The sequence below is a fragment of the Thermomicrobium sp. 4228-Ro genome (assembly GCF_026241205.1).
Lineage (GTDB): Bacteria > Chloroflexota > Chloroflexia > Thermomicrobiales > Thermomicrobiaceae > Thermomicrobium.
Genome location: NZ_JAPFQM010000006.1, coordinates 339211 through 359141, shown reverse-complemented (window position 1 = coordinate 359141; position 19931 = coordinate 339211). Strand labels below are relative to the sequence as shown.

Here is a 19931-nt window from a genome sequence, read left to right as displayed (position 1 = left end):
GGCGACGAGGCGAGCGGCTCGCCTCGTGCCCGCTTCCCTCCACCAGCCAGCAACACGGGCCAGCCAGAGGACGGCGACGAGGACGAGCGCGAGCCGCAGCGGTGCGAGGACCGTGAGCGGCTCGAAGAGTGCCGGCAGGCCCCACCCAGCCAGGCCGATGCGGAACAGTTCCCTTTCTCAGCGCTCGAGCCGTGCCAGGAGCGCGCGCACGGTCGTCGCTCCCTTCAGCGTCCCGTCGGTACCCCGCGTGCCCGCTCCGGCCCACCGGCGACCTGGCGCGGGAAGCCGAGCGCCACCAGAACGACTGCCGCGATGACGACGAGCAAGACCGCTAGGTACACCGCACCCAGTGCCCCGGCCAGGGACCCGCGCAGCGCTGCCAGGGTTGCTGGATCGAGCGTCGACCGCAGCGCCGGATCGAGCAGCCTGTCGGGCGAGACGCCCGCGCTCGTCGTCGCCCGCAGCTGGGCGGCCAGGACCGCGCCGAGTGCCGCGACGCCCACGGCACCGCCGATCGAGCGCGAAAAGCCGACCAGCGCAGTCGCGATCCCCCGCTCGGCCCAACTGACCGCGTTCTGGACGGCGATCAAAAACGCCGTCGCGCTGAACCCCATGCCGGTCCCGAACAGGGCGGCTGCCGTCACCGCCCAGGCGAGACGCTCGAGGCGCGGGACGAGTTGCAGCGCGAGACCAGCTGCCAGCATCGCTGCCATCCCTGCCAGGACCGAGCTCCGGAAGCCGAAGCGCAGGATGACCCGACCGGAGACGGTCGACGCGACCGACCACGCGACGGCGAACGGCATGACCGTCATCCCGGCCGTGCTGGCTGTCCCACCGAGGACGCCCTGGACGTAGAGCGGTAAGTACGAGGTCACCCCGAACATCCCCGCCCCGATCAGGACGCTTCCCAGCGTCACCACGGCGACCAGCCGGCGCCGGACGAGGTCGAGCGGGATGACCGGTTCAGCAGCACGCCGTTCGATCCACCCGAAAAACGCCAGGATGCCGATACCGAGAGCGATCCCGCCGAGCGACCGCGGCGAGAGCACCGCGCTCCCCTCACCGGCTGCCAGGAGGCCGGTCAGGAGTACCGTCAGCCCGAGCGTCAGCGTCGCGGCACCAGCGTAGTCGATCGTCCGTCGCTTCGGTGCTAGCTGTTCCCGCAGCGCCAGCCCGATGAGGGCGATCGCGACCAGGCCGAAGGGCACGTTCACGGTGAAGACCCAGCGCCAGCTGAGCGTGTCGGTGAGAAAGCCACCCACCGTCGGCCCCGCGACGGCGGATGCGCCCCACACGGCACTGGTCAGTCCCTGCAGGCGTGCCCGCTGCTCGATCGGGAAGAGATCGCCGAGGATCGTCAGCGTTACCGGGAGGATGCCCCCCGCCCCGAGCCCCTGGAGAGCCCGGAAGAGGACGAGCTGCGGCATCGACTGCGCCAGCCCGCAGAGCAGCGAGCCAGCGAGGAAGAGCCCCATCGCGACCAGGAGGACACGCTTGCGGCCGTACAGGTCGGCCAGCCGCCCGTAGAGCGGGATGGTCGTAGTCGAAGTCAGGAGGTAGGCGGAGAAGACCCACGGGTAGAGCGCCAGTCCGCCGAGTTGCCCGACGATGGTCGGCATCGCCGTGCCGACGACGGTCGCGTCCAGGGCGGCCAGGAAGGTCGCTGCCAGCACCCCGCTCACGATCGCGATCGTCGTCCCACGCCCGAGCGGCGGGCGCTGTGCCTGCTCGCTACCGCGTTGCCTCGGTATCTCCCGTGTTCCGTCCACGTCGCTTCCGGCATCCGCTCTTTCCGGCGCGCGTGCAGTATAACCGCCCGCGGTGCCGTTCGGGCGGCTGGCGCCCCAGGAACGGCCCAGCAGCCCCTGCCCGGATCGCAGGGCGCTTCCTCGCGGCGCGGGAGGGCTCGGCGGCGCTCCACGCCGTCCCGCCCGCCTCCTCGCTGCGTACTGCTGTCAGGGCGGAATGGTTCGTCTGGCGCTGTCCAGCCGCTTCGCGTATACTGGCGGTGACGGAGCACGAGGCGAAGATCAGCACGGAGCCGGGTACCGTCCCCCGCGAGGAGCGAAGATGCCCGTCCGGACCGTTCCATGCCCACTACCGCGGTACCGCATCGTGTGCCGAGCAGTCGCGTGGTCGCTGATTGTCGCGCTCGTCCTGCTCGCTGCCGCGTTCCCGATCCCGGTATCCGCGCTCCCGACCGGGCACGACGCCTTCTTGGATACGTGGGCTCGGAGCGACCTGCCCGTCGCTGCAGGGCGCGTCAGCCGGACCTGGATGTGGGGGCCGGAACCGTTCACGAGGCCGCTCCGCGAACCCTATGCCGATGCTCCTGGCGGCACGCGCCTCGTCCAGTACTTCGACAAGTCGCGCATGGAGATCACCGATCCCGCTCTCGATCGCTCCTCGCCCTGGTACGTGACCAACGGCCTTCTCGCCAAGGAGCTCATCACTGGCCAGCTCCAGCTCGGCGATGCGACCTTCGAGCCACATCCCCCTGCCCAGGTCAACGTCGCTGGCGATCCCGATGACCCCGCTGCACCCACCTATGCCACGTTCGGCCCTCTGCTCGTGACGCCGCCGCTTCCGGTCGGTACGCTGGTGACACAGACGCTCGATCGCTCCGGTACGGTCGGCGAGGATCCGGCGCTCGCCCGCTATGGCGTGGTCGCGAGCGTGCATGTCCCGGAGACGAACCATACGATCGCCTCGGTCTTCTGGGCTTTCATGAACAGTCGTGGGCCGGTCTACACCAGCTGGCGGTTCCGGGAGGATGCGCTGTTCCCGAACCCCTTCTACGCCACAGGCTTCCCGATCACCGAGCCGTACTGGACGCGTGTCCGCGTCGGCGGGACCCCGCGCGACGTGCTCGTCCAGTGCTTCGAGCGGCGCTGTCTCACCTACACGCCGGACAACCCACCGGGCTGGCAGGTCGAGGCGGGGAACGTGGGGCAGCACTACTACCGCTGGCGCTACGAGCAGCTGGGACAGGTGCCGCAAGATGCAGCGGTCTACGAGCTGGCGACCGTCACCAACGTCGTCGACGGCGACACGATCGACGTCCAGTTCACCGACGGCCGGACGGCTCGTGTCCGGCTCATCGGCGTCGACACGCCCGAGGTCCACGGCGAGATCGAATGCTACGGCCCCACTGCCTCGCAGTTCACTGCCGACTGGCTGAACGGCAAGCAGGTAGCGCTCGAGCGCGACGTCTCGGAGACCGACCGCTACGGTCGCTTGCTTCGTTACGTGTGGGTCGGCCCCTATCTCTTCAACGAGCTCCTCGTGCGTCAGGGTTACGCGGGTGTCGCCACCTACCCGCCCGACGTGAAGTACACCTGGCGGTTCGTCGAAGCCGAGCGAGCCGCTCGCGAGGAGCAGGCGGGACTCTGGGGTGCCTGCCCGGTCTCGCCGGTGGGCGGTGGGCAGGAGCCCGCCCCAGCGCCGCAACCCACGCCGTCACCTCCGCCGGCAACCACCCCGACTCCCGCGCCGAACTGCGATCCGAGCTATCCGACGGTCTGCATCCCGCCGCCACCGCCTGATCTCGACTGCGCGGATATCCCCTACCGGCGCTTCCCGGTCCTGCCGCCCGACCCGCATCGGTTCGACCCGGACCGTGACGGCATCGGCTGCGAGAGCGGCTAGCCGGTGCCCCGGAATGCTGCCTGGCCTCCGGCCTCGCGGACACGAGTTGGTCAGGGCAGTTTGGCGCTATACTGTTCTCCCGCTGTTTCGATCTTGGGAAGGGAGAGCATCATGATCGGTGTGACGGGAGCGAGTGGTCGTCTGGGGAGACTGGTGATCACCGAGCTTCTCCAGCGCCTACCGACCGACCAGATCGTCGCGCTCGCCCGCACGCCGGACAAAATCGCTGATCTGGCAGTCCGTGGTGTCACGGTCCGGCGTGCCGAGTACGACGATCCGGCGACGCTCGCGCCTGCGCTCGCTGGTGTCGAGCGGCTGCTCCTCGTTTCCGGTTCCGAGGTCGGTCGCCGGATTGTCCAGCATCGCAATGTGATCGAGGCTGCGGTCCGTACCGGTGTCCGCTTCATCGCCTACACGAGTATCCTCCATGCCGATCGGACGCCCCTCCGTGCGCTGGCCGAAGAACATGTGGCCACCGAAGAAGCACTCCGAGCGAGCGGTCTCGCCTGGACTTTCCTCCGCCACAGCTGGTACACGGAGAATTACGAGGATCGGGTGCGTGCCGCGGCAGCGACCGGCGAGCTGGTCGGTGCGACCGGTGAGGCCCGGATCTCCTCGGCGACGCGTGCTGACTACGCCGCTGCTGCTGCCGTCGTGCTCACGACCGAGGGGCACGCTGGTCGGATCTACGAACTGGCTGGCGACGAAGCCTGGACGATGAACGATCTCGCTCGGATCGTCGGCGAGGTCACTGGACGACCCGTCACCTACCGGAACCTGACACCCGAGGACTACAAGGCGTATCTCGTACAGCAGGGCACGCCACCAGCGGTGGCCGAGGTGCTCGCCGTACTGGAAGCGGGTATTGCACAGGACGCGCTCTTCGACGACAGCCATCAGCTGAGCCAGCTCATCGGGCGGCCGACCACCCCGTTGCGCGAGGCAGTCCGGAGCTGGTTCGCGACCCGCTGACGGCCACCTCCGGCGGCTGCGCTGCTGACCCCTCTTCGCTCGCCTGCTCGGAGCCCTCGCCCCGAACGCGTCGCTGTGTGGTGCCGATTTGGGGCGAGTTTCCTCGTGGCGCTGAGAGAGTGCGTGTTCCACTGGACGGGCACCGAGAACAGTGCGAGCGTGACCTGTCGCATGTCCTCGCTCCTGTACCGATCAGGCGCCCAGCCAGTACACCGGTGTTCCCACCCGGTGCCGATGCGCGAGATGGGCAGGAGGGCTGTTGTCCCGCATCGAGGGAGGAACCACGCAGCGAGGTCGTCACCGGCCCCGCGAGCCGTGCCTGGATCTCGCACGATGGACCAGCACATGGCGCGTCGTGCGCCGGATGGGTGGCGAACCACTGATGAGGGGGACAGGATGGGTGCACAGAAGTCGTCAGGGAAAGGGCTGGTGGCACGAATCTCAAGGGCGCCAGTGATCATATGGGCTGTTGCCACGACGCTTCGCGACCTGATCGCGCTCTACAACGGATTCGGTGGTCTCGGTCTCGTGCTGGCGTTCGCTGTTCACACCGATCGTCGTTGCCCTCGCACCCTTCTGCGCCGCTGTTGCGCTCGACTGGTGGTGGCCGCTCATCGTGGAGTACGGTGGCATGCTCGTTGTCTTCCCGCTCGGCTGGCTGCTGGACCCGAACGAGGCGAGTGGCGCGTGAATCCCACCAGTGTGGGACGAACCGTCCCGGTCCATCACTCACTGGTGCGCTGCTCTCACGCTTTCCTGCGTCGTCAGCACGGCGTCTGGCCAGGAAGTCCTGGAAGATTCGAGACACCTTTCTCAGTGGCTTCCCCCTGCTCCCTGCCGATCCTTACTCATGAGCGAGGGAGCGAGCGGGGTGTTCATGCGCGAAGTCTTCCTGCGTCGCCAGCCGATCTTCACGCGGCGCCTCGAGGTCTGGGCATACGAGATCTCGGCTGGCCGCTTCGGGATGCTGGACCGTGAAGCCGCACCCGGCGCGCTCCCGCAGACCGGTCCGTCCTCTCCTCCCAGCATGCCGGTCGTCACGAGTGAAGCGCGCCTCCTCTTCGATGCGTTGGCCGAGGTCGGCCTTCCGGCGCTGGTCGGTGAGGCGCCAGCTGTCTTCCGCCTCGCGCCCGGAAGCGCACTCGCTCTCCACGAGGCGCTCTTCGCGCTCGCACCGCCGGATCGCATCGTCCCGCTCCTCGTCCTGGAACCCGAGAGCGAGCCTGGGCAGGTCGAAGCGGCATTCGCAGCGTTGCGCGGGCACGGCTTCCGGGTCGGCTTGTATGGGTGCCTCGAGTATCCGGGAGCGCTCGCACTGGCTCGCGCGGCTGACCTCGTCGCGGTCAGCCTGCGTGAGTACTCGCTTGATCGGCTCGCCGCGCTCACTACCGATTTGCGCGCTGGACGCGCACAGGTCCTGGTGACCGAAATCGAGAGCTACGAGGCGTTCGATGCTTGTCGTGAGCTCCGGGTCGCGTTCTTCGCTGGCCCCTTCCTCGCGGTGCCTCGCCCGGTCCGCGGGCCGCGGACACCGTCGAGCCGTGCGCTCCTCCTCTTGCTCGCGCGACTCCAGGACCCGGAGGTCGAATTCTCCGAACTGGAGGCACTCATTTCGCTCGACGTCGGTCTCACCTACCGTCTCTTGCGTCTCGTGAATTCGGTCTGGTACGGACGGCGCCGCATCGAGTCGGTCCGCCAGGCGCTGCTCCTGCTCGGGACGCGGCTGGTCTCGGCCTGGGTCACGCTCCTTCTCATGGCTGACGTGCCGGACAAGCCGCACGAGCTGCTGGTCACCGCCGCCGTCCGGGCGCGGATGGCCGAGCTGCTCGCTGCTGCGCGCGGTCGAGTTGCCCGCGAGTCGGCTTTTCTGGTCGGTCTCCTCTCGGTTCTCGATGCACTGCTCGACCAGCCGATGGAGGAGATCCTCGCCGCCTTGCCATTGGCCGAGGAACTCGAGCGAGCCCTGGTGAGTCGCGAGGGCGAGCTCGGCGTGATTCTCGACACCGTGCTCGCCTACGAGCGCGGTGACTGGCTCGCCGCCGCTCGCCTCGGTTTGCGCCCAGCGCTCCTCACCTCGTCGTACCTCGATGCGCTCGCGCTCGCTCGGGAAATCGATCTCGCGCTGGCAGCGTGAGGCCTCGATGCACGAGATCGCGATCGCTCGTCAGCCGATCTTCGATCGCCATCTGGAAACGGTCGCCTACGAGTTGCGGTATGGCCAGCTCGGTCAAGCAAGGGTCGACGCCGAGGAAGAGGCCGGACGCTTCCTCGCGACGCTCCTCGATACCGGTCTCGAGACGCTCGCCGGTTCGCGCCTCGCCGTCGTCACACTTCCCGCTTCCTTCGTGGTCGAGAAGCTGCCACAACTCGTCTCGACGTTGCCGACCGAGCAACTCGTCCTCGTGCTCGATCCAGCCGTCGCGCAGCATCCGGCCGGGTGCGAGGCAGTCAATCGACTCGTCGCCCGCGGTTGCCAGTTGCTCCTCGACCTCGATGAGGTACAGCCCGTCCCCGCGTGCGTCGCCGATGTCGACATCGTCCGCCTCCGCCTTCCCCGGCTGGGCCACGCCCCACGACGCAGCGGCGTGCTCGATCGCTGGCTGGCCGAGCGGATGGCTGACCTCGCGTCGTATCGCTCCGGAGGAGTGCGCGTGCTGGTCTCGGATATCCGCGATTTTCCCGCCTTCGCTCGATCCCGCGATATCGGCGCCGATCTCTTCCAGGGAGACTTCCTCTTCCGTCCCCTGCTCGTGCGAGGCAGGCGACAACCGGTGTCCACTGCCGCGCTCACTGTGCTGGCTCGCTTGCACGATCCGACAGTCGACTTCGACGAGGTCGAGCGGCTCATTGCCCAGGATGTCTCGCTCGCCTATAAGTTACTCAAGCTCGTCAACTCTGTCTGGTTCGCCCGGCGGACGCGGGTCGAGTCGCTCCGTCAGGCGTTGCTCGTCCTCGGCCTGCGGAACGTCGCGACGTGGGTGACGGTCCTCGTCCTCGCTGGTATCGAACGGAAGCCAGTCGAGCTGGTCCGCACGGGACTCGTGCGCGCCCGCATGTGCGAGTTGCTCGCTGGTGCGCTCGGTGTGTGGCCGCGCGAGTCCGCCTTTCTCGTCGGACTGCTCTCGGTCCTCGACGCTGCGCTCGACGTGCCACTGGCTGACGCGCTCGCGGCGCTCCCCCTGGCGCATGAGGTCGAAGCGGCACTGCTCGAACGCTCGGGCGAGCTGGGGCGTGTGCTGGATGTGGTCCTCGCCTACGAGGCAGGTGAGTGGGTGTCGATACCCAACCTCTCGCTGCCCCCGGCGCTGCTCATCGATGCCTACATCGACGCGCTCGCGTTCGCAGCGGATGCGCTCCAGGCGCTCGACCTCGCCCGCTAACGGGGAGCCGGGAGCGCTTCCGGCCGGGCGAGGAAGACCGCGATCGCCCGGCCGAGCGCTCGCGGGCGTTCCTCCGGGAGAAAATGGCCCGCGGTGGTGAAGGCGAGGAAGCGCGCGCCGTTGACTCCTCGTGCCAAGTGCTCAGCCTCGTCGATCCGAAACTGGGGGTCCTGTGCACCCCAGGCGATCAGGACAGGAATCTTGCCGGTACCGCACCGCGTGAGGACCACTGTTCGCCAGCGTTCCAGCTCCACGCTATCGAAGAGCGGCCGGCGCACCAGTTGCACCAGCATTCGCCGGAAGGATCGTTCGAACGGCTCCCAGTACCCACGGAGCGTCGCGGCATCGAGCACCGACGGGTCGGCGAGGAACGGACGCATCGCGAGACGGAGCATCCAGGGGCGGGCGAACTGAATGGCGAGATCCCCGAGGAGCGGTATCCGCAGGACGGAGAGCAGCGTCCAGCCTTCACCGCGCCAGCGTTCGAAACGGAAGCTCGTGTTCGTCAGGACGAGGTGGGTCACGCGCTCCGGCCAGTGTTCGAGGAATGCTGCGGCGACCAGACTCCCGAGATCATGGCCGACCAGTGCTGTTCGTTCGATCTCGAGCCGATCGAGCAAGCGAGCGAGTTCGGTCGCCAGCTCGCGAACGGGAGGGATACCAGCTGCCGGCTTGTCCGAAAATCCGAAACCGAGCAAGTCAGGCGCGATGGCACGCGCGTCGCGGGCGAGGACAGAGAGCACCTTCCGCCAGAGGAAACTCGAGGTCGGAATGCCATGCAGGAGGACGACCGGGTCACCCCTCCCCATATCGCGGACGAACCAGCGCCGCGCCGCGACGTAGACGAATGCACCCTGGGCGGTTTCGATACGTGTCATCGCGGACCTCCTTCGTCCCTCGTCGCCATTATCATGGCGGAAGCCTGCGCGGGAAGGTCTCGCCAGTCGGCTACCGCACCTGCCTGGCCCGAATGCGAGCACCGATGCCAGTACGGTACCCTCTATGATCGTCGAGGACTGCGACGCGACGGAGAGCGGAGGCTACTATGATCGATCCGGAACGGTTCCGTGACGTGATGGCGCGGCATGCCGCCGGGGTCACGGTCGTGACCACAGCCGGACCGTCCGGCTACCACGGCGTGACGGTGACCGCCTTCTGCCCGGTCTCGCTGGAGCCCCCGCTCGTGCTCGTCTGTCTCGCTCGGGAACAGCAGAGCCATCGACTCCTCGAGCAGGCAGCTGGCTGGGTGGTCAACCTGCTGGCACGCGACCAGGAATTTCTCGCCGAGCAGTTCGCTGGTCGCGCACCGCTCGCCGATCCGCGCTTCTCCCGGGTGCCGCACCGTCCCGGCATACTCGGTATCCCTCGCATCGAAGGCTGCCTGGCCTGGATCGAATGTCGTCCCTGGGCGCGCTACGATGGTGGCGATCACTCGATCTTCGTCGGTGAAGTGGTCGCCCTCGAGCTCGGCCCGGCCGATGACCCCCTGATCTACTACGAGCGCCAGTACCACGAACTCGCCTGGTAAACCCCTTCGGCCAGTGAGCGAGTGCTGTCGACCCCGGATTCCTGGTCTCGACGGATGATCCGTCACTGCGCCGGGGATACACTTTTTGCGGCGGATCGAAGGTCGTACCAGGAGGGCGGCCGAACGATGGACACCCAGAACTCGACCAGCGGGTCGAATGCTCCGGCCGAACGGCGCGAGCGACCGCTCTGGCTCCTGCTCGGGCTCAACCTGGCGCTCCTCGCCGTGCTCGTGAGCACCGTCTGGCTGGCCGCCTGGTACGTGCGACGCGACCAGGGCGAGCCGGCGGCTCCGTCTTCCGGAGATTTCCTGGCTGCTCAGGCGCTTACAGTCGGTACGCCTGCACCGGACTTCACCTTGCCCCGCCTCGACGGTGGGCAGATCCGCCTCAGTGACCTGCGCGGTCGCCCGGTCCTCGTCAATTTCTGGGCTTCCTGGTGTGCGCCCTGCCGCTCGGAAATGCCGGCCCTCGACCGGATCGCGCGCGAGTACCAGCAGCGTGGTCTCGTCGTGGTGGGCATCAACCAGCTGGAGGATCCGCAAACGGTCGAGCAGTTCGTCCAGGAATTCGGCCTTTCCTTCACCATTGCACTCGACCGAGACGGAGTGGCTAGCCGCGACTGGCGCGTCTACGGTATTCCGCAGACCTATCTGGTCGGCCCCGATGGGGTGATCCGCAAGGCCTGGGTCGGTCCACTGACCTACGACTCGGTCGTTCGCGCACTTCATGACCTCGGCCTCGCCTTGTCTGCGAGCTGAAGCAGCGGGACCCGCCGCAACCGCGCGCGAGTGTGAGCTCTGCCTCTTCTGGTGCTCGCTGCTACGTTCGATCCGTTTACCGTCTGTCGCCGTCTCAATCGCGGGCCGATCGCCATCGAACAGGGCTCGGCTGGGTAGGAGACGAACGCAGCGAGCGGGGAAGCCGGAAGAGCAGCCGTTTCGCCCGCTCAGGCTCGGCGGGATACCCTACCGATCGCTGAATCGCTTCAGCCGGAAGAGTGACGGCGGAGTACGGTGCGGATCGGTCGCCAGGTCGGCGAGGAGTTCTCCGATCGCTGGAGCGAACTTGAACCCGTGTCCGGAGCACGCGCTACACACGATCACGTTCGGGTTAGCTGGATGCCGGTCGATCACGAAGTGATGGTCCGGTGTCATCGTATAGAGGCAAGTCAGGTACCAGAGAACCGGCCCACCGGCGTCCGGCCAGTAGCGACGCAATGTCTCGCGGAGGATCGCGATCTCTCCTTCAGTCACCGTTCGTCGTGCGGTCTCTGGGGTGCACGGTTCTCCGCTGTCGTGTCGCCCGAACTTGACTCCCTGCCCGGGGAGTTCCGGAAACGCACTGTAGAGCCCTGACTCGTCTTCCCACAACGCGAACGGGAAACGACGGGCATCGTACCGGTCAGGGACGATCGGTGCGAAGTGCACGTGAAGAATCCGCCAGACGGTGAGCGATGGCGCGAGTTCCGGGACGAGCTGCCCCATCCATGCCCCAGCTGCGATGATCGCCCGCCCGGCGCGGAAGGTTCCGCTGGGTGTCTCGACCTGTACCTCGTCCCTGTCGAATGACCACGTTTCCACCGGGGTGGAGTGCCGGAGTTCAGCACCAGCTCCTCTCGCCAGATCCTGCAGCGCGGCGACCGCCGCCTCCGGATCGATCAGCCCGGCTTGCTCCTCGTACACTGCGACCTGATCCGGAGCGAGGCGCAATCCTGGAAAGCGGCGCATCGCCTCACCGGCATCGAGGAGTTCGTGCGCCAGCCCGTGTTGCCGTGCGCTGGCCAGTGTCCCGCGCACGAGTTCTGTCTCCGGTCGTCCGATGTACAGTCCGCCGGTCAGGCGAAGAAGCGGCCGTCCGCTCAGCGCTTCCAGCTCGCGCCAGAGCGTCCAGGCGCGCCGAATGAGCGGCACGTATTCCGGTGACTCGTAATACGCTGTGCGGATGATCCTCGTTTTTCCGTGCGATGACCCTCGATCGTGCCCAGGTGCGAACCGGTCGAGACCGAGCACCCGATAGCCACGCTGCGCGAGTGCAAAAGCCGCTGCACTCCCCATCGCGCCCAGTCCGACCACGATGACGTCCGCTGCCGGCATCGGCCCCCTCCATCCATCGAAGTGGTCGGCTCCATGGTAGCCGGTCGGCCGGAGCGACGAAAGCCCGCGCCGGCCCCGTGCACGCTGCTGCGCTTTGTGCCCTTTCGATCGGCTGCGAGCGGGTCGATGGTTGCGTCGAAGTTCGACGCGGCACGGTCGAGAGGGTCCTGCTGTCGTGCAAGCGCCGTTTCCGTCGGTTGGGTTCGCGCTGCGTCGAGAACGCCGAGATGGTGCGTCGAGCAGCGGAAGTCACACCACCAGACTCGCCGGTGCGACGTATTCGCCGCGGCGGCTGAGGATCCCGATCCCCAGTTCTCGTGCCCGCTCGAGAGCAGGTCGATAGACCCGCTGACCGTACACGTAGGCGAGGAACGGGGGCTCGATACCGGCCGCTGCCAAGCGCTCGCGGAACGACTGGGAGTGCAGCTTGCGGAGCCAGCTGCGGATATCGCGCGGATGGAGCTGCACCTTGACCTCGACCACGACCCAGTATCGCTGCCCATCCGGTGCGACGACCGGTGCCACGATGTCGAGCTCCCCGTTCACGGCGATACTCGCCGGAAGCTCTTCGGCCGTGAAGCCCTTCTGCTCCAGGACGGTGAGGAGCGCGTCCACGGCATCCGCCTCGACCATCGCTCCGACAGTGGTCGTGAGGGATGCTACCGTGCTGCGAAGCTGGCGGAGATCGTCGTCGTGCTTCTGGGCGAGCTCCCGGAGAGAGCGGAGATCGTCGTCGTGCTTCTGGGCCAACTCGCGGAGCGCCCGAAGCTCCTCCTCATGGCGCTCGGTAATAGTCACCAACCGCGCAAGCCGTTCATCGATGTCGGAGAGGCGCTGGTCGTGGCGTTCGGTGATGGCGACCAAGCGGTCGAGACGGGCGTCGATATCGGAGAGGCGCTGCTCGTGGCGTTCAGCGATCGCGCGCAGCGCGCGCAGTTCCTCCTCGTGGTGCTGGCTCGAGGAAACCAGGGCGCGGACGGCGTCGCGCAGCTCGGCCAGTTCCTCTTCGACCCGATCGAGTCGAGCGGTCTGACGGTACAGCTCCGCCGGCATAGCCAGCAGTTCCTGCGTCAGGACGTGCCGGCGCAGTTCTTCCCGGAGTTCCGGATGCTTTTCGACAGCAGAGAGAAACGCTCGCAGCTCTTCGATCGTCATCGTCGTGTCGCTCTCCCGCCAGGCGGAGCACGTACTCGACCCAGTATACCAGAAATCGCTCGAGCGGCTCTTCGGTCAGTGACGAATCGCCCAGTATTCTTCCGGCAGCCGGACTCGTCCGGCGGGCGGCCGGTGCATCGTACTCAGGGAACGGTCGGTTTCGGACTGCCCCTGGTTCGGTGTCTCATCGACTGTTCCAGTGAGCTGCCGTGCCAACCGCTTCACTGATCGGTGAACCATTCACCACGGCAATCACCAGCGCTTGACTGTCCACTCGAGCCCACGCTCGATGGCGAGCGTCACGGTGTAGACATCCGGTCGCGAGCGGACGAGTTCCTGATACTCCCGGCAGTCGTGCGAGACGACGTTGTCCGCGACGATGAGCCCGCCCGGAACGACCCGGTCGATACCGGCCAGGAACAGTCGCCCGTAATCGTCCTTCTCGGCGTCGAGGAAGAGGAAACCGATCCCATCGAACCGTTGGACGAGCTCAGCGGCATCCCCCTCCAGGACGGTCGCCACCTCGGCGAGACCAGCTTCGGCCAGATGCCCGTTCGCCAGTCTGACGCGCTCCGGGCGGATCTCGCTGCCGATAACGCGTCCGCCGTAGGTACGCGCTGCCAGAGCCAGCCAGATGGTCGAGTAGCCGACTGCCGACCCTGCCTCGAAGATGAGTTGCGGGCGCACGGCGAGGAGGACACCGTAGAGGAACGCCCCAGTCGGCGGGGTGAGGGCACGGATCCGCTGGTCTTGGGGGAGCCCTGCTGCTCGTTCGGCCGCATCTTGTGCGGCCAGCCGATCGAGCACCTGACGTGCGCGCGCGTCGGCGACCTGGTGTTCCGGATAACCGGTCATCGGGTTCCTCCGTTCTGCCCCACGTTCCTCGCTGTCCTGGCGCGAGCGAGTGTAGCACTGGGTGCGACGCAGCATACTTGCGACGCGAGCCAGCGTTGTGGCTGCACTACTGACTTTCCGCTTTTGCGGTCGCATCGCGGTTGCCTGTGTCACCCACTGCGTGGTAGGCTTCCGAGCCGTGTGTCGGAGGCGGACGATGCAGCTCGTCCTCGGGCTCGGAATCTTCGTCACGACGCTCGCTGCCATTCTCGCTCGGCCAGCACGCCTCTCGGAGGCACAGGCTGCTTTAGCCGGTGCTCTCGCGATGCTGCTCACCGGCATCGTCCCGCTCGATGCTGCGTTCCGTGCCCTGCTCCACGAGTGGAACGTTTACCTGTTCTTTCTCGGTCTGATGACGACGACGGTGTTGGCCGAGCAGGCTGGGGTCTTCGCCTTGCTCGCTCGCCTCGCTGCGGTCTGGGCAGGCGGGTCGAGCGTCCGGCTGTACGTCGCCCTCTTCGCGGTCGGTACGGTCGTTACCGCGGTGCTGTCGAACGATGCGACAGCCTTGCTCCTCACCCCGGTGGTCGCCACGCTCGTTCTCTCGCTCGGGCTCTCGCCGATGCCGTTTCTCTTCGCGACGACCTTCATCGCCGATACCGCCTCGTTCTCGCTACCGGTCAGTAATCCGGTCAACGTGCTCGTGCTGGGTGAGCGGATCGATCTCCCTACCTTCTTCCGCTTCCTCCTCGTTCCAGCGCTCGGGGGGATTCTGGTGAATCTCGTCGTCTTCTTGTGGTGGTTCCGCCGGGCACTACGCCAGCGCTACGACCCAGCTCGTGTTGCTGCACTGGAGAAGCACGTGTCCCCACTGGCCCGACCGATGCTGGTCGGCCTCGTCCTGCTCGCTCTGGCCGAGGTGGGAGCAGCCTGGTGGCAGCTCCCGCTCGGCCCGGTCGCCTGTTGCGGGGCGCTCGGGTTGGCCCTCGTGGCCTGGCGTGCTGGCCAGCTCGATCCGCGACGCCTCGCTCGCGGTATCTCCTGGTCACTTTTCGGATTTCTCACCGGCATGATCGTCGTCGTGCGCGGGCTCGAGGAACTCGGTCTCACCAGGCGCTTCGGGGCCTGGCTGCTCGCGCTCGGTGAGGGATCGTTCTTCCGCGCCGTGCTGGTCGTGACCTTCGGGACAGCGATCGGGGCCAACCTCGTCAACAACGTACCGATGGCGCTCATCATGCGCACGGCGCTCGCTCAGAGCGCGCCGTCGACATTCCCGCTCGAACCGCTTCGCTATGCCGTCCTGCTCGGTGCTGACCTCGGGCCCAATGTCACGACGGTCGGATCGCTCGCGACGGTCCTCTGGGTGTTCTTGCTGCGGCGCTACGGCATCACGGTCTCGCTCCGGCAATACATCGTCCTCGGTCTTCTGGTCGTACCGGCCGTGCTGACGCTCGGCTCGCTGTGGATCTGGCTCCTGCACTGATCCGGTCACCGGCGCCAGAGGAGGCAGGGGACCAGTTGTTCGGCCGATTCGAACCCGGCATGGGCGCCGAGGAACGGCCGGGGCTGTGCACCGGGCGGATCCCAGGGGAAGCTGGCACGTCCGACGGCAACGAGCACGAACTCGCCGACCCGGTGCCAGGCTTCCGGATGATGAGGCGGTGGGCCGAACAGCTCCTCCTGGAACAGTCGCGTCCGCTCGAAGAGGACACCATCCGAACCAGCGAGCGCCCGGACCCGTTCCGCGACCGCGCTGGCCTGCTCGGGAAGTGGGTGGAAATAGACAGCCCGCCGCTCGCCGGCCGGGGGCAGCGCAAGTCCGGCCAGCAAGGCCGGATCGTCCAGCCGGTACTGCCGCTCCGGATCGAGCGGGACCATGCCGTGGTCGGCCGTAATCACCACGAGTACGTCCCGCCGGGGCAGGCGGGCGAGCAGTTCCTCGACCAGCAAGCGGTCGAGCTGTCGGAACTCGACCTGCCAAGCCGGTGAATCGGGGCCAGCGAAGTGCCCGAGCGTGTCGAGCGTGTCCCAGTAGGCGGTGACGAGTTGTTTCCCGGGCTGGGCCAGTGCTGCGTGCACCTGCGCGACGAACTCGCCAGCGGTCCGGTAGCCGCGGAACGTCGCGCCGGCAGTCTGCATCTTGGTGAGCGGTGTGTCGCGGAATGCCTCCGGGCTGACGACCGTTGTCTGGATGCCGGCTTCTGTCGCCCGTTCGGCGACCGTCCGGACCGGCAAGAAGGAACGAGGGTCGAGCCCCGTAGTCGCGTAGCTCGGAAAGCGACCGAGCGGTGACCAGAACAAGAGGTTCGTGAGCATCCCGAACTCACGGAGGAAGGCCGTGAAGCCGAGTAACCCGTGCCGTGCTGGCGGCTCACCAGTGGCCAGCGCAGTGAGTGCAGCGACCGTCGTCGAGGGGAAAACCGAGGTGAGTGGGAACGACACGCCATCACCCACCAAGTGCTGGAGTCCGGGTGCGTCGCCTTCCGCGAGCGCGCGTTCCAGCTGTTCGTAACCGAGGCCGTCGATCACCACCAGCAGCACGGCGTCGAGAGCGTTGGCCAGCCCGGCGGGCCAGAGGATGTCGGCCACGGGCTGACCAGCAGGTTCGGCGCCCAACGCCGCGAGAATCGACCAGGGAAGATTGACGATTCCGTAGCCGTCGTAGCTCGGGCGTATCCAGTGCGGGCGGTCGCTGGAAAAGCGCGTTCGTTCGCGGATCAGTTCACTGGGGGTGAGTCGTCGTTCCACCGCCAGCTTCCCTTCGCTGACTGGTTTCGACAGAGTCAGTATAGCGAAGCATCACTTGACGACAGCCTCTCGTGCAGCCACAATGCTGCAGAAGTGAAGCGCACGCGACAGGGCTGATGGAAAGAGCCGAGTACGATGCGGCCCGCCTCGAAACCCTCTTCGTGCCGGTCCAGTCCGGTCGCCCCACCGTTCTCGGTCTTCCCTGCCTCGGCGCTGTACCGACGACACCGCACATCGCCTTTCTCGGCATTCCGTACGGTGTCCCCTACCGTGGGCTTGGTCCAGAGTTACCGTCGGCGAAGGCACCAGCCGCCATCCGGGAGGCTTCTCTCTCCTTCCAGCCTTACTACCGCAACTACGACTTCGACTTCGACGGCGATCTCTTCGCCGGGCGTGACCTGGTGCTCGTCGATGCCGGTGACGTCGCGCTCGTGCCCGGTGACCCGGTCGGGAATCTCGAGCGCACGCGTGCGGCTGTTCGTGTCCTCCTCGACCGCGGAGCCGTGCCGCTCGTGCTCGGTGGCGACCATGCGGTGACTGTTCCGGTCTTGCGGGCCTACGACCGCTTCGGCGGGTTGTGTGTGGTGCAGATCGACGCGCATCTCGATTGGCGGGACGAGATCGGAGGAATCCGCGAGGGATTCTCCAGCCCGATGCGCCGGGCGAGCGAGTTGCCATGGGTCGGGGCGATGCTGCAAGTCGGCCTGCGGGGAGCCGGTAGTGGCCGGGATGCGGAGTTCCGAGCGGCACAGGAGTGGGGCAGTGTCTTCGTCTCAGCTCGTACGGTGCACGAGCGTGGTGTAACCTGGGTCCTCGAGCAGTTGCCCGAGGCAGCCGGTTACTACGTTACTATCGATGCCGATGGCATCGAGCCGAGTCTCATGCCGGGAGTCAATGCGCCAGCACCCGGGGGATTGACGTACTGGCAGGTATTCGATCTCCTGCGTGGCATCGCGCACCGGGGGCCGATCGTCGGATTGGACCTCGTCGAGATCGCACCGGAGCGAGATCCGAGCGGGGTGACGCTCGCCCACGCGGTGCGGATCCTCCTCGTCGCAGTCGGTGCGATGGCCCACGCGGGGCAGTTCGGCTAGCGGAAGGGAGCGAAAGCGTGGGGAGATGGTCGCCCCGGCTGGATACTTCACCTGAGCGAGCGCTGTCCGGCACCTGGCTGGTTCTCGTCGGTGGTTTCATCGCACTCGGGTTCGTCTGGGCCTCGCTGGCCTATCGCTTCCAGGTCGCTGCCGCTCCGCGCGCGATGCTGGCCGCACTGTTCGTGGCGGGCGTGCACGTCCTGGCCGGGCTGGCGAATGTCCGCCGGGGGTCACTCGCTTTCCTGGCCAGCCTCGCAGCGGTCGCGCTCGGGGTCATCGTAGCGATCCTCGTGCGGGTGTACTTCCTGGTCGGTGTGGACGTTGTCGCCGGGATCCTGCTCGTTCTGGGAAGAGCGGCGCTGCTCTCCGGCCCTGAAAGGAGGTGAGAGGGATGGGAAGGGGGTATACTCGAGCGCGTGACTGATGGAACCGGCGCTCAGCCCTCCGTGTGTGAGAACCGGGAGGACGAGCAGGCGACGGTGCACTGCTGGACGTACGGCACGGTGCGAGTGCAGTTTGCGGTCGAGGAAGACCGGGAGAGGAGTGCGGTCACGATGGTACGACCGATCGATGAACTCGATCGCCAGATCATTCACCTCCTTCAAGAAGACAGCCGGATGCCGAGCGCGGAGATCGCGCGGCGGCTCGGTGTGGCTGAGCGGACGGTGCGCGCGCGGATCAACCGGCTGGTCCAGGACGGAGTGATCAAGCTCGTGGCGATCGTCAACCCCTCGGCGCTCGGCCACGATGTCACGGCTGATATCTTCCTCGAGGTCGAGCCGGGACGACTCGAGGAAGTGGCCCACAAGCTCGTCGAGATGGAGGAGGTCGCCTACGTCGGCCTCACGACGGGTGACCGGGATATCAGTATCCAGGTCTTCGTCCCCTCGGTGGATGCGCTCTACCGGTTCATCACCGAAAAACTGCAGCGCATCCCGGGCGTAGTCGGCACAACGACCTACGTCGTTCCGCGGGTGCTGAAGTGGCTCCACAACTGGTCGCTCCCCTCGGAGAGCGGGGCGGTAGTCGGCCGTCGCGTGGTGCGACGTCGGCGTCGCCGGACGTTGCGCAATCAGGCGGAAGCCCAGGTAACGTCGGTCAGTGGAACGGGAGCGGGCGGTGCCGAGGCGTAGCGTGGCGCATGACGAGTGGCTCCGGCGCGGCCGATCCGTGCTCGGTAGCTCGCTCACCAGTTTCGTCTTGCCCGATTCGCACGCGATCCTTCTCTCCCACGGGCTCGGCAGTCGGGTCGTCGATGTGGATGGGCGTGAGTACATCGATTACGTTCTCGGTTCCGGCCCGCTCATCCTCGGGCATGCTCATCCGGCAATCGTAGAAGCGGTCTCGCGGCAGGCAGCGCTCGGTTCGACCTTCTACACACTGACCCCGGCGGCGATCGAGCTGGCTGAAGAGATCGTCCGAGCAGTGCCCTGTGCCGAGGTCGTGAAGTTCGTTTCGTCGGGATCGGAAGCGACCTTTCACGCCTTGCGCATCGCGCGTACCTACACCGGTCGCACGAAGGTGCTGAAGTTCGAGGGCGGCTTCCACGGGACGCACGACTACGCGCTCATGAGCACCTTCCCGCCAGAGCCCTCCGACTATCCGGTACCACGCCCCGATTCGGCCGGCATTCCCGCTCAAGTCGCCGAGACAGTCCTGGTCTCGCGCTGGAACGATCTCGAGCTGACCCGCACGTTGATCGAGCAGCACGCCGACGAGCTCGCGGCGGTCATCTGCGAGCCGCTCCAGCGCGCGTTACCGCCAGCTCTCGGTTTCCTGAGCGGCTTGCGGGAACTCACCCAGCAACACGGCATCCTCCTCATCTTCGACGAAGTCGTGACGGGCTTTCGTCTCGCGTACGGTGGGGCACAGGAGCGATACGGCGTCGTCCCTGACCTGGCCACCTTCGGCAAGGCGCTCAGCGGCGGCTACCCGTTGGCAGCGGTCGCCGGTCGGCGAGAGATCATGAGTGTGACCGATTTCGGCCGCCGTGCGCGTGGCGAGCCGCTCGCCTACCTGAGCGGGACGCTCAACGGGAACCCGCTCGCGGCGGCCGCTGGCCTCGCGACCCTCGCCGTCCTGCGCCAGCCTGGCGTCTACGAGCAGCTCTATCGGATCACCGAGCGGCTGAAGGCGGGCTTGCGCGAGCTGGCTGCTGCGCGGGGTATCCCGCTGCAGGTCATCGGCGACGGGCCGCTGTTCCAGGTCGTCTTCGCCGAGGAGGAGCCGCGCGACTACAGTGAGTTGCTCCGTGCCGACCGCGACCGGGCAGTCCGCTTCGGCCTGGCCTGTCTCGAACGGGGGTTGTTCGTGAATCCGGGCGAAAAGTGCTACGTCTCGCTCGCGCACAGTGACGAGGATGTCGAGCGGACGCTCGAGGTCTTCGCAGCAGCACTCGATGCGATCCTCGCCGAGCCGTCACTTCTCAGGTGAGGCCCGCCAGGACTGCAGCCAGTGCTTGTTCTCGTCTACTTGCCT

The 19931-nt window shown here is 67.0% G+C and carries 18 protein-coding genes; 12 read left to right on the top strand and 6 right to left on the bottom strand.

Going from position 1 to position 19931, the window contains the following annotated elements; all coding sequences use genetic code 11:
* Positions 1–224: 224 nt before the first annotated feature.
* A complete protein-coding gene (locus OO015_RS11220) occupies positions 225–1769 on the bottom strand; it encodes an MDR family MFS transporter (protein WP_265941354.1) in 1545 nt (514 codons plus the stop codon).
* Positions 1770–2070: 301 nt separating this feature from the next.
* On the opposite strand from OO015_RS11220, the gene OO015_RS11215 reads away from it, so the two are divergent.
* The 5 genes from OO015_RS11215 (at position 2071) to OO015_RS11195 (ending at position 8000) form a co-directional block, all read left to right on the top strand.
* Positions 2071–3648, top strand: coding sequence for a thermonuclease family protein (locus tag OO015_RS11215; RefSeq protein WP_265941353.1), 1578 nt, complete (start codon positions 2071–2073; stop codon positions 3646–3648).
* Positions 3649–3759: 111 nt separating this feature from the next.
* On the top strand, positions 3760–4620 hold the full coding sequence (locus OO015_RS11210; protein WP_265941352.1) for an SDR family oxidoreductase: 861 nt from the start codon (positions 3760–3762) through the stop codon (positions 4618–4620).
* Between the two features lie 514 nt (positions 4621–5134).
* Positions 5135–5311 (top strand): hypothetical protein, encoded by a 177-nt coding sequence (locus OO015_RS11205; RefSeq protein WP_265941351.1) that lies wholly within the window; start codon positions 5135–5137, stop codon positions 5309–5311.
* A gap of 186 nt (positions 5312–5497) precedes the next feature.
* Complete coding sequence (locus OO015_RS11200) at positions 5498–6754, top strand: EAL and HDOD domain-containing protein (protein WP_265942078.1); 1257 nt, start codon at positions 5498–5500, stop codon at positions 6752–6754.
* A gap of 7 nt (positions 6755–6761) precedes the next feature.
* On the top strand, positions 6762–8000 hold the full coding sequence (locus tag OO015_RS11195) for an EAL and HDOD domain-containing protein (protein WP_265941350.1): 1239 nt from the start codon (positions 6762–6764) through the stop codon (positions 7998–8000).
* Here OO015_RS11195 and OO015_RS11190 read toward each other — a convergent pair.
* Complete coding sequence (locus OO015_RS11190) at positions 7997–8878, bottom strand: alpha/beta fold hydrolase (RefSeq protein WP_265941349.1); 882 nt, start codon at positions 8876–8878, stop codon at positions 7997–7999. The two genes, OO015_RS11195 and OO015_RS11190, sit on opposite strands and share 4 nt — an antisense overlap.
* 167 nt (positions 8879–9045) lie before the next feature.
* Here OO015_RS11190 and OO015_RS11185 point away from each other — a divergent pair, with 167 nt between their 5' ends.
* Both OO015_RS11185 and OO015_RS11180 read left to right on the top strand, forming a co-directional pair.
* On the top strand, positions 9046–9528 hold the full coding sequence (locus OO015_RS11185; protein WP_265941348.1) for a flavin reductase family protein: 483 nt from the start codon (positions 9046–9048) through the stop codon (positions 9526–9528).
* Positions 9529–9654: 126 nt separating this feature from the next.
* Positions 9655–10287, top strand: coding sequence for a TlpA family protein disulfide reductase (locus OO015_RS11180; RefSeq protein WP_265941347.1), 633 nt, complete (start codon positions 9655–9657; stop codon positions 10285–10287).
* A 207-nt stretch (positions 10288–10494) separates the two neighbouring features.
* On the opposite strand, the gene solA is transcribed toward OO015_RS11180, so the two are convergent.
* The 3 genes from solA to OO015_RS11165 form a co-directional block, all read right to left on the bottom strand.
* Complete coding sequence (gene solA, locus OO015_RS11175; protein WP_265941346.1) at positions 10495–11622, bottom strand: N-methyl-L-tryptophan oxidase; 1128 nt, start codon at positions 11620–11622, stop codon at positions 10495–10497.
* Between the two features lie 249 nt (positions 11623–11871).
* A complete protein-coding gene (locus tag OO015_RS11170; protein ID WP_265941345.1) occupies positions 11872–12777 on the bottom strand; it encodes a hypothetical protein in 906 nt (301 codons plus the stop codon).
* A 252-nt stretch (positions 12778–13029) separates the two neighbouring features.
* Entirely contained in the window at positions 13030–13632 is a 603-nt protein-coding gene (locus OO015_RS11165) for an O-methyltransferase (RefSeq protein ID WP_265941344.1), read from the bottom strand.
* Positions 13633–13828: 196 nt separating this feature from the next.
* Here OO015_RS11165 and OO015_RS11160 point away from each other — a divergent pair, with 196 nt between their 5' ends.
* Positions 13829–15094, top strand: coding sequence for an ArsB/NhaD family transporter (locus OO015_RS11160; RefSeq protein ID WP_265941343.1), 1266 nt, complete (start codon positions 13829–13831; stop codon positions 15092–15094).
* A gap of 5 nt (positions 15095–15099) precedes the next feature.
* Here OO015_RS11160 and OO015_RS11155 read toward each other — a convergent pair whose 3' ends face one another.
* Positions 15100–16359 (bottom strand): alkaline phosphatase family protein, encoded by a 1260-nt coding sequence (locus OO015_RS11155; RefSeq protein WP_265941342.1) that lies wholly within the window; start codon positions 16357–16359, stop codon positions 15100–15102.
* A 116-nt stretch (positions 16360–16475) separates the two neighbouring features.
* Here OO015_RS11155 and OO015_RS11150 point away from each other — a divergent pair, with 116 nt between their 5' ends.
* The 4 genes from OO015_RS11150 (at position 16476) to OO015_RS11135 (ending at position 19886) form a co-directional block, all read left to right on the top strand.
* Entirely contained in the window at positions 16476–17453 is a 978-nt protein-coding gene (locus OO015_RS11150) for an agmatinase (protein ID WP_265941341.1), read from the top strand.
* 17 nt (positions 17454–17470) lie between these two features.
* The gene (locus OO015_RS11145; protein ID WP_265941340.1) at positions 17471–17839 is read left to right on the top strand and encodes a hypothetical protein; all 369 of its coding nucleotides are present in this window, start codon (positions 17471–17473) and stop codon (positions 17837–17839) included.
* A 168-nt stretch (positions 17840–18007) separates the two neighbouring features.
* The gene (locus OO015_RS11140; protein WP_265941339.1) at positions 18008–18586 is read left to right on the top strand and encodes an Lrp/AsnC family transcriptional regulator; all 579 of its coding nucleotides are present in this window, start codon (positions 18008–18010) and stop codon (positions 18584–18586) included.
* Positions 18573–19886: an aspartate aminotransferase family protein gene (locus OO015_RS11135; RefSeq protein ID WP_265941338.1), complete on the top strand. Its 1314-nt coding sequence runs from the start codon at positions 18573–18575 to the stop codon at positions 19884–19886. Before OO015_RS11140 ends, OO015_RS11135 begins: the two co-directional genes overlap by 14 nt.
* Positions 19887–19931: the final 45 nt, after the last annotated feature.

Excerpts from the sequence above, each read along its gene's own strand:
- OO015_RS11215 (WP_265941353.1), top strand. The coding sequence starts at position 2,071 with ATGCCCGTCCGGACCGTTCCATGCCCACTACCGCGGTACCGCATCGTG.
- OO015_RS11210 (WP_265941352.1), top strand. The coding sequence starts at position 3,760 with ATGATCGGTGTGACGGGAGCGAGTGGTCGTCTGGGGAGACTGGTGATC.
- OO015_RS11200 (WP_265942078.1), top strand. The coding sequence starts at position 5,498 with ATGCGCGAAGTCTTCCTGCGTCGCCAGCCGATCTTCACGCGGCGCCTC.
- OO015_RS11195 (WP_265941350.1), top strand. The coding sequence starts at position 6,762 with ATGCACGAGATCGCGATCGCTCGTCAGCCGATCTTCGATCGCCATCTG.
- OO015_RS11190 (WP_265941349.1), bottom strand. The coding sequence starts at position 8,878 with ATGACACGTATCGAAACCGCCCAGGGTGCATTCGTCTACGTCGCGGCG.
- OO015_RS11185 (WP_265941348.1), top strand. The coding sequence starts at position 9,046 with ATGATCGATCCGGAACGGTTCCGTGACGTGATGGCGCGGCATGCCGCC.
- OO015_RS11180 (WP_265941347.1), top strand. The coding sequence starts at position 9,655 with ATGGACACCCAGAACTCGACCAGCGGGTCGAATGCTCCGGCCGAACGG.
- solA (WP_265941346.1), bottom strand. The coding sequence starts at position 11,622 with ATGCCGGCAGCGGACGTCATCGTGGTCGGACTGGGCGCGATGGGGAGT.
- OO015_RS11170 (WP_265941345.1), bottom strand. The coding sequence starts at position 12,777 with ATGACGATCGAAGAGCTGCGAGCGTTTCTCTCTGCTGTCGAAAAGCAT.
- OO015_RS11165 (WP_265941344.1), bottom strand. The coding sequence starts at position 13,632 with ATGACCGGTTATCCGGAACACCAGGTCGCCGACGCGCGCGCACGTCAG.
- OO015_RS11160 (WP_265941343.1), top strand. The coding sequence starts at position 13,829 with ATGCAGCTCGTCCTCGGGCTCGGAATCTTCGTCACGACGCTCGCTGCC.
- OO015_RS11150 (WP_265941341.1), top strand. The coding sequence starts at position 16,476 with ATGGAAAGAGCCGAGTACGATGCGGCCCGCCTCGAAACCCTCTTCGTG.
- OO015_RS11140 (WP_265941339.1), top strand. The coding sequence starts at position 18,008 with ATGGTACGACCGATCGATGAACTCGATCGCCAGATCATTCACCTCCTT.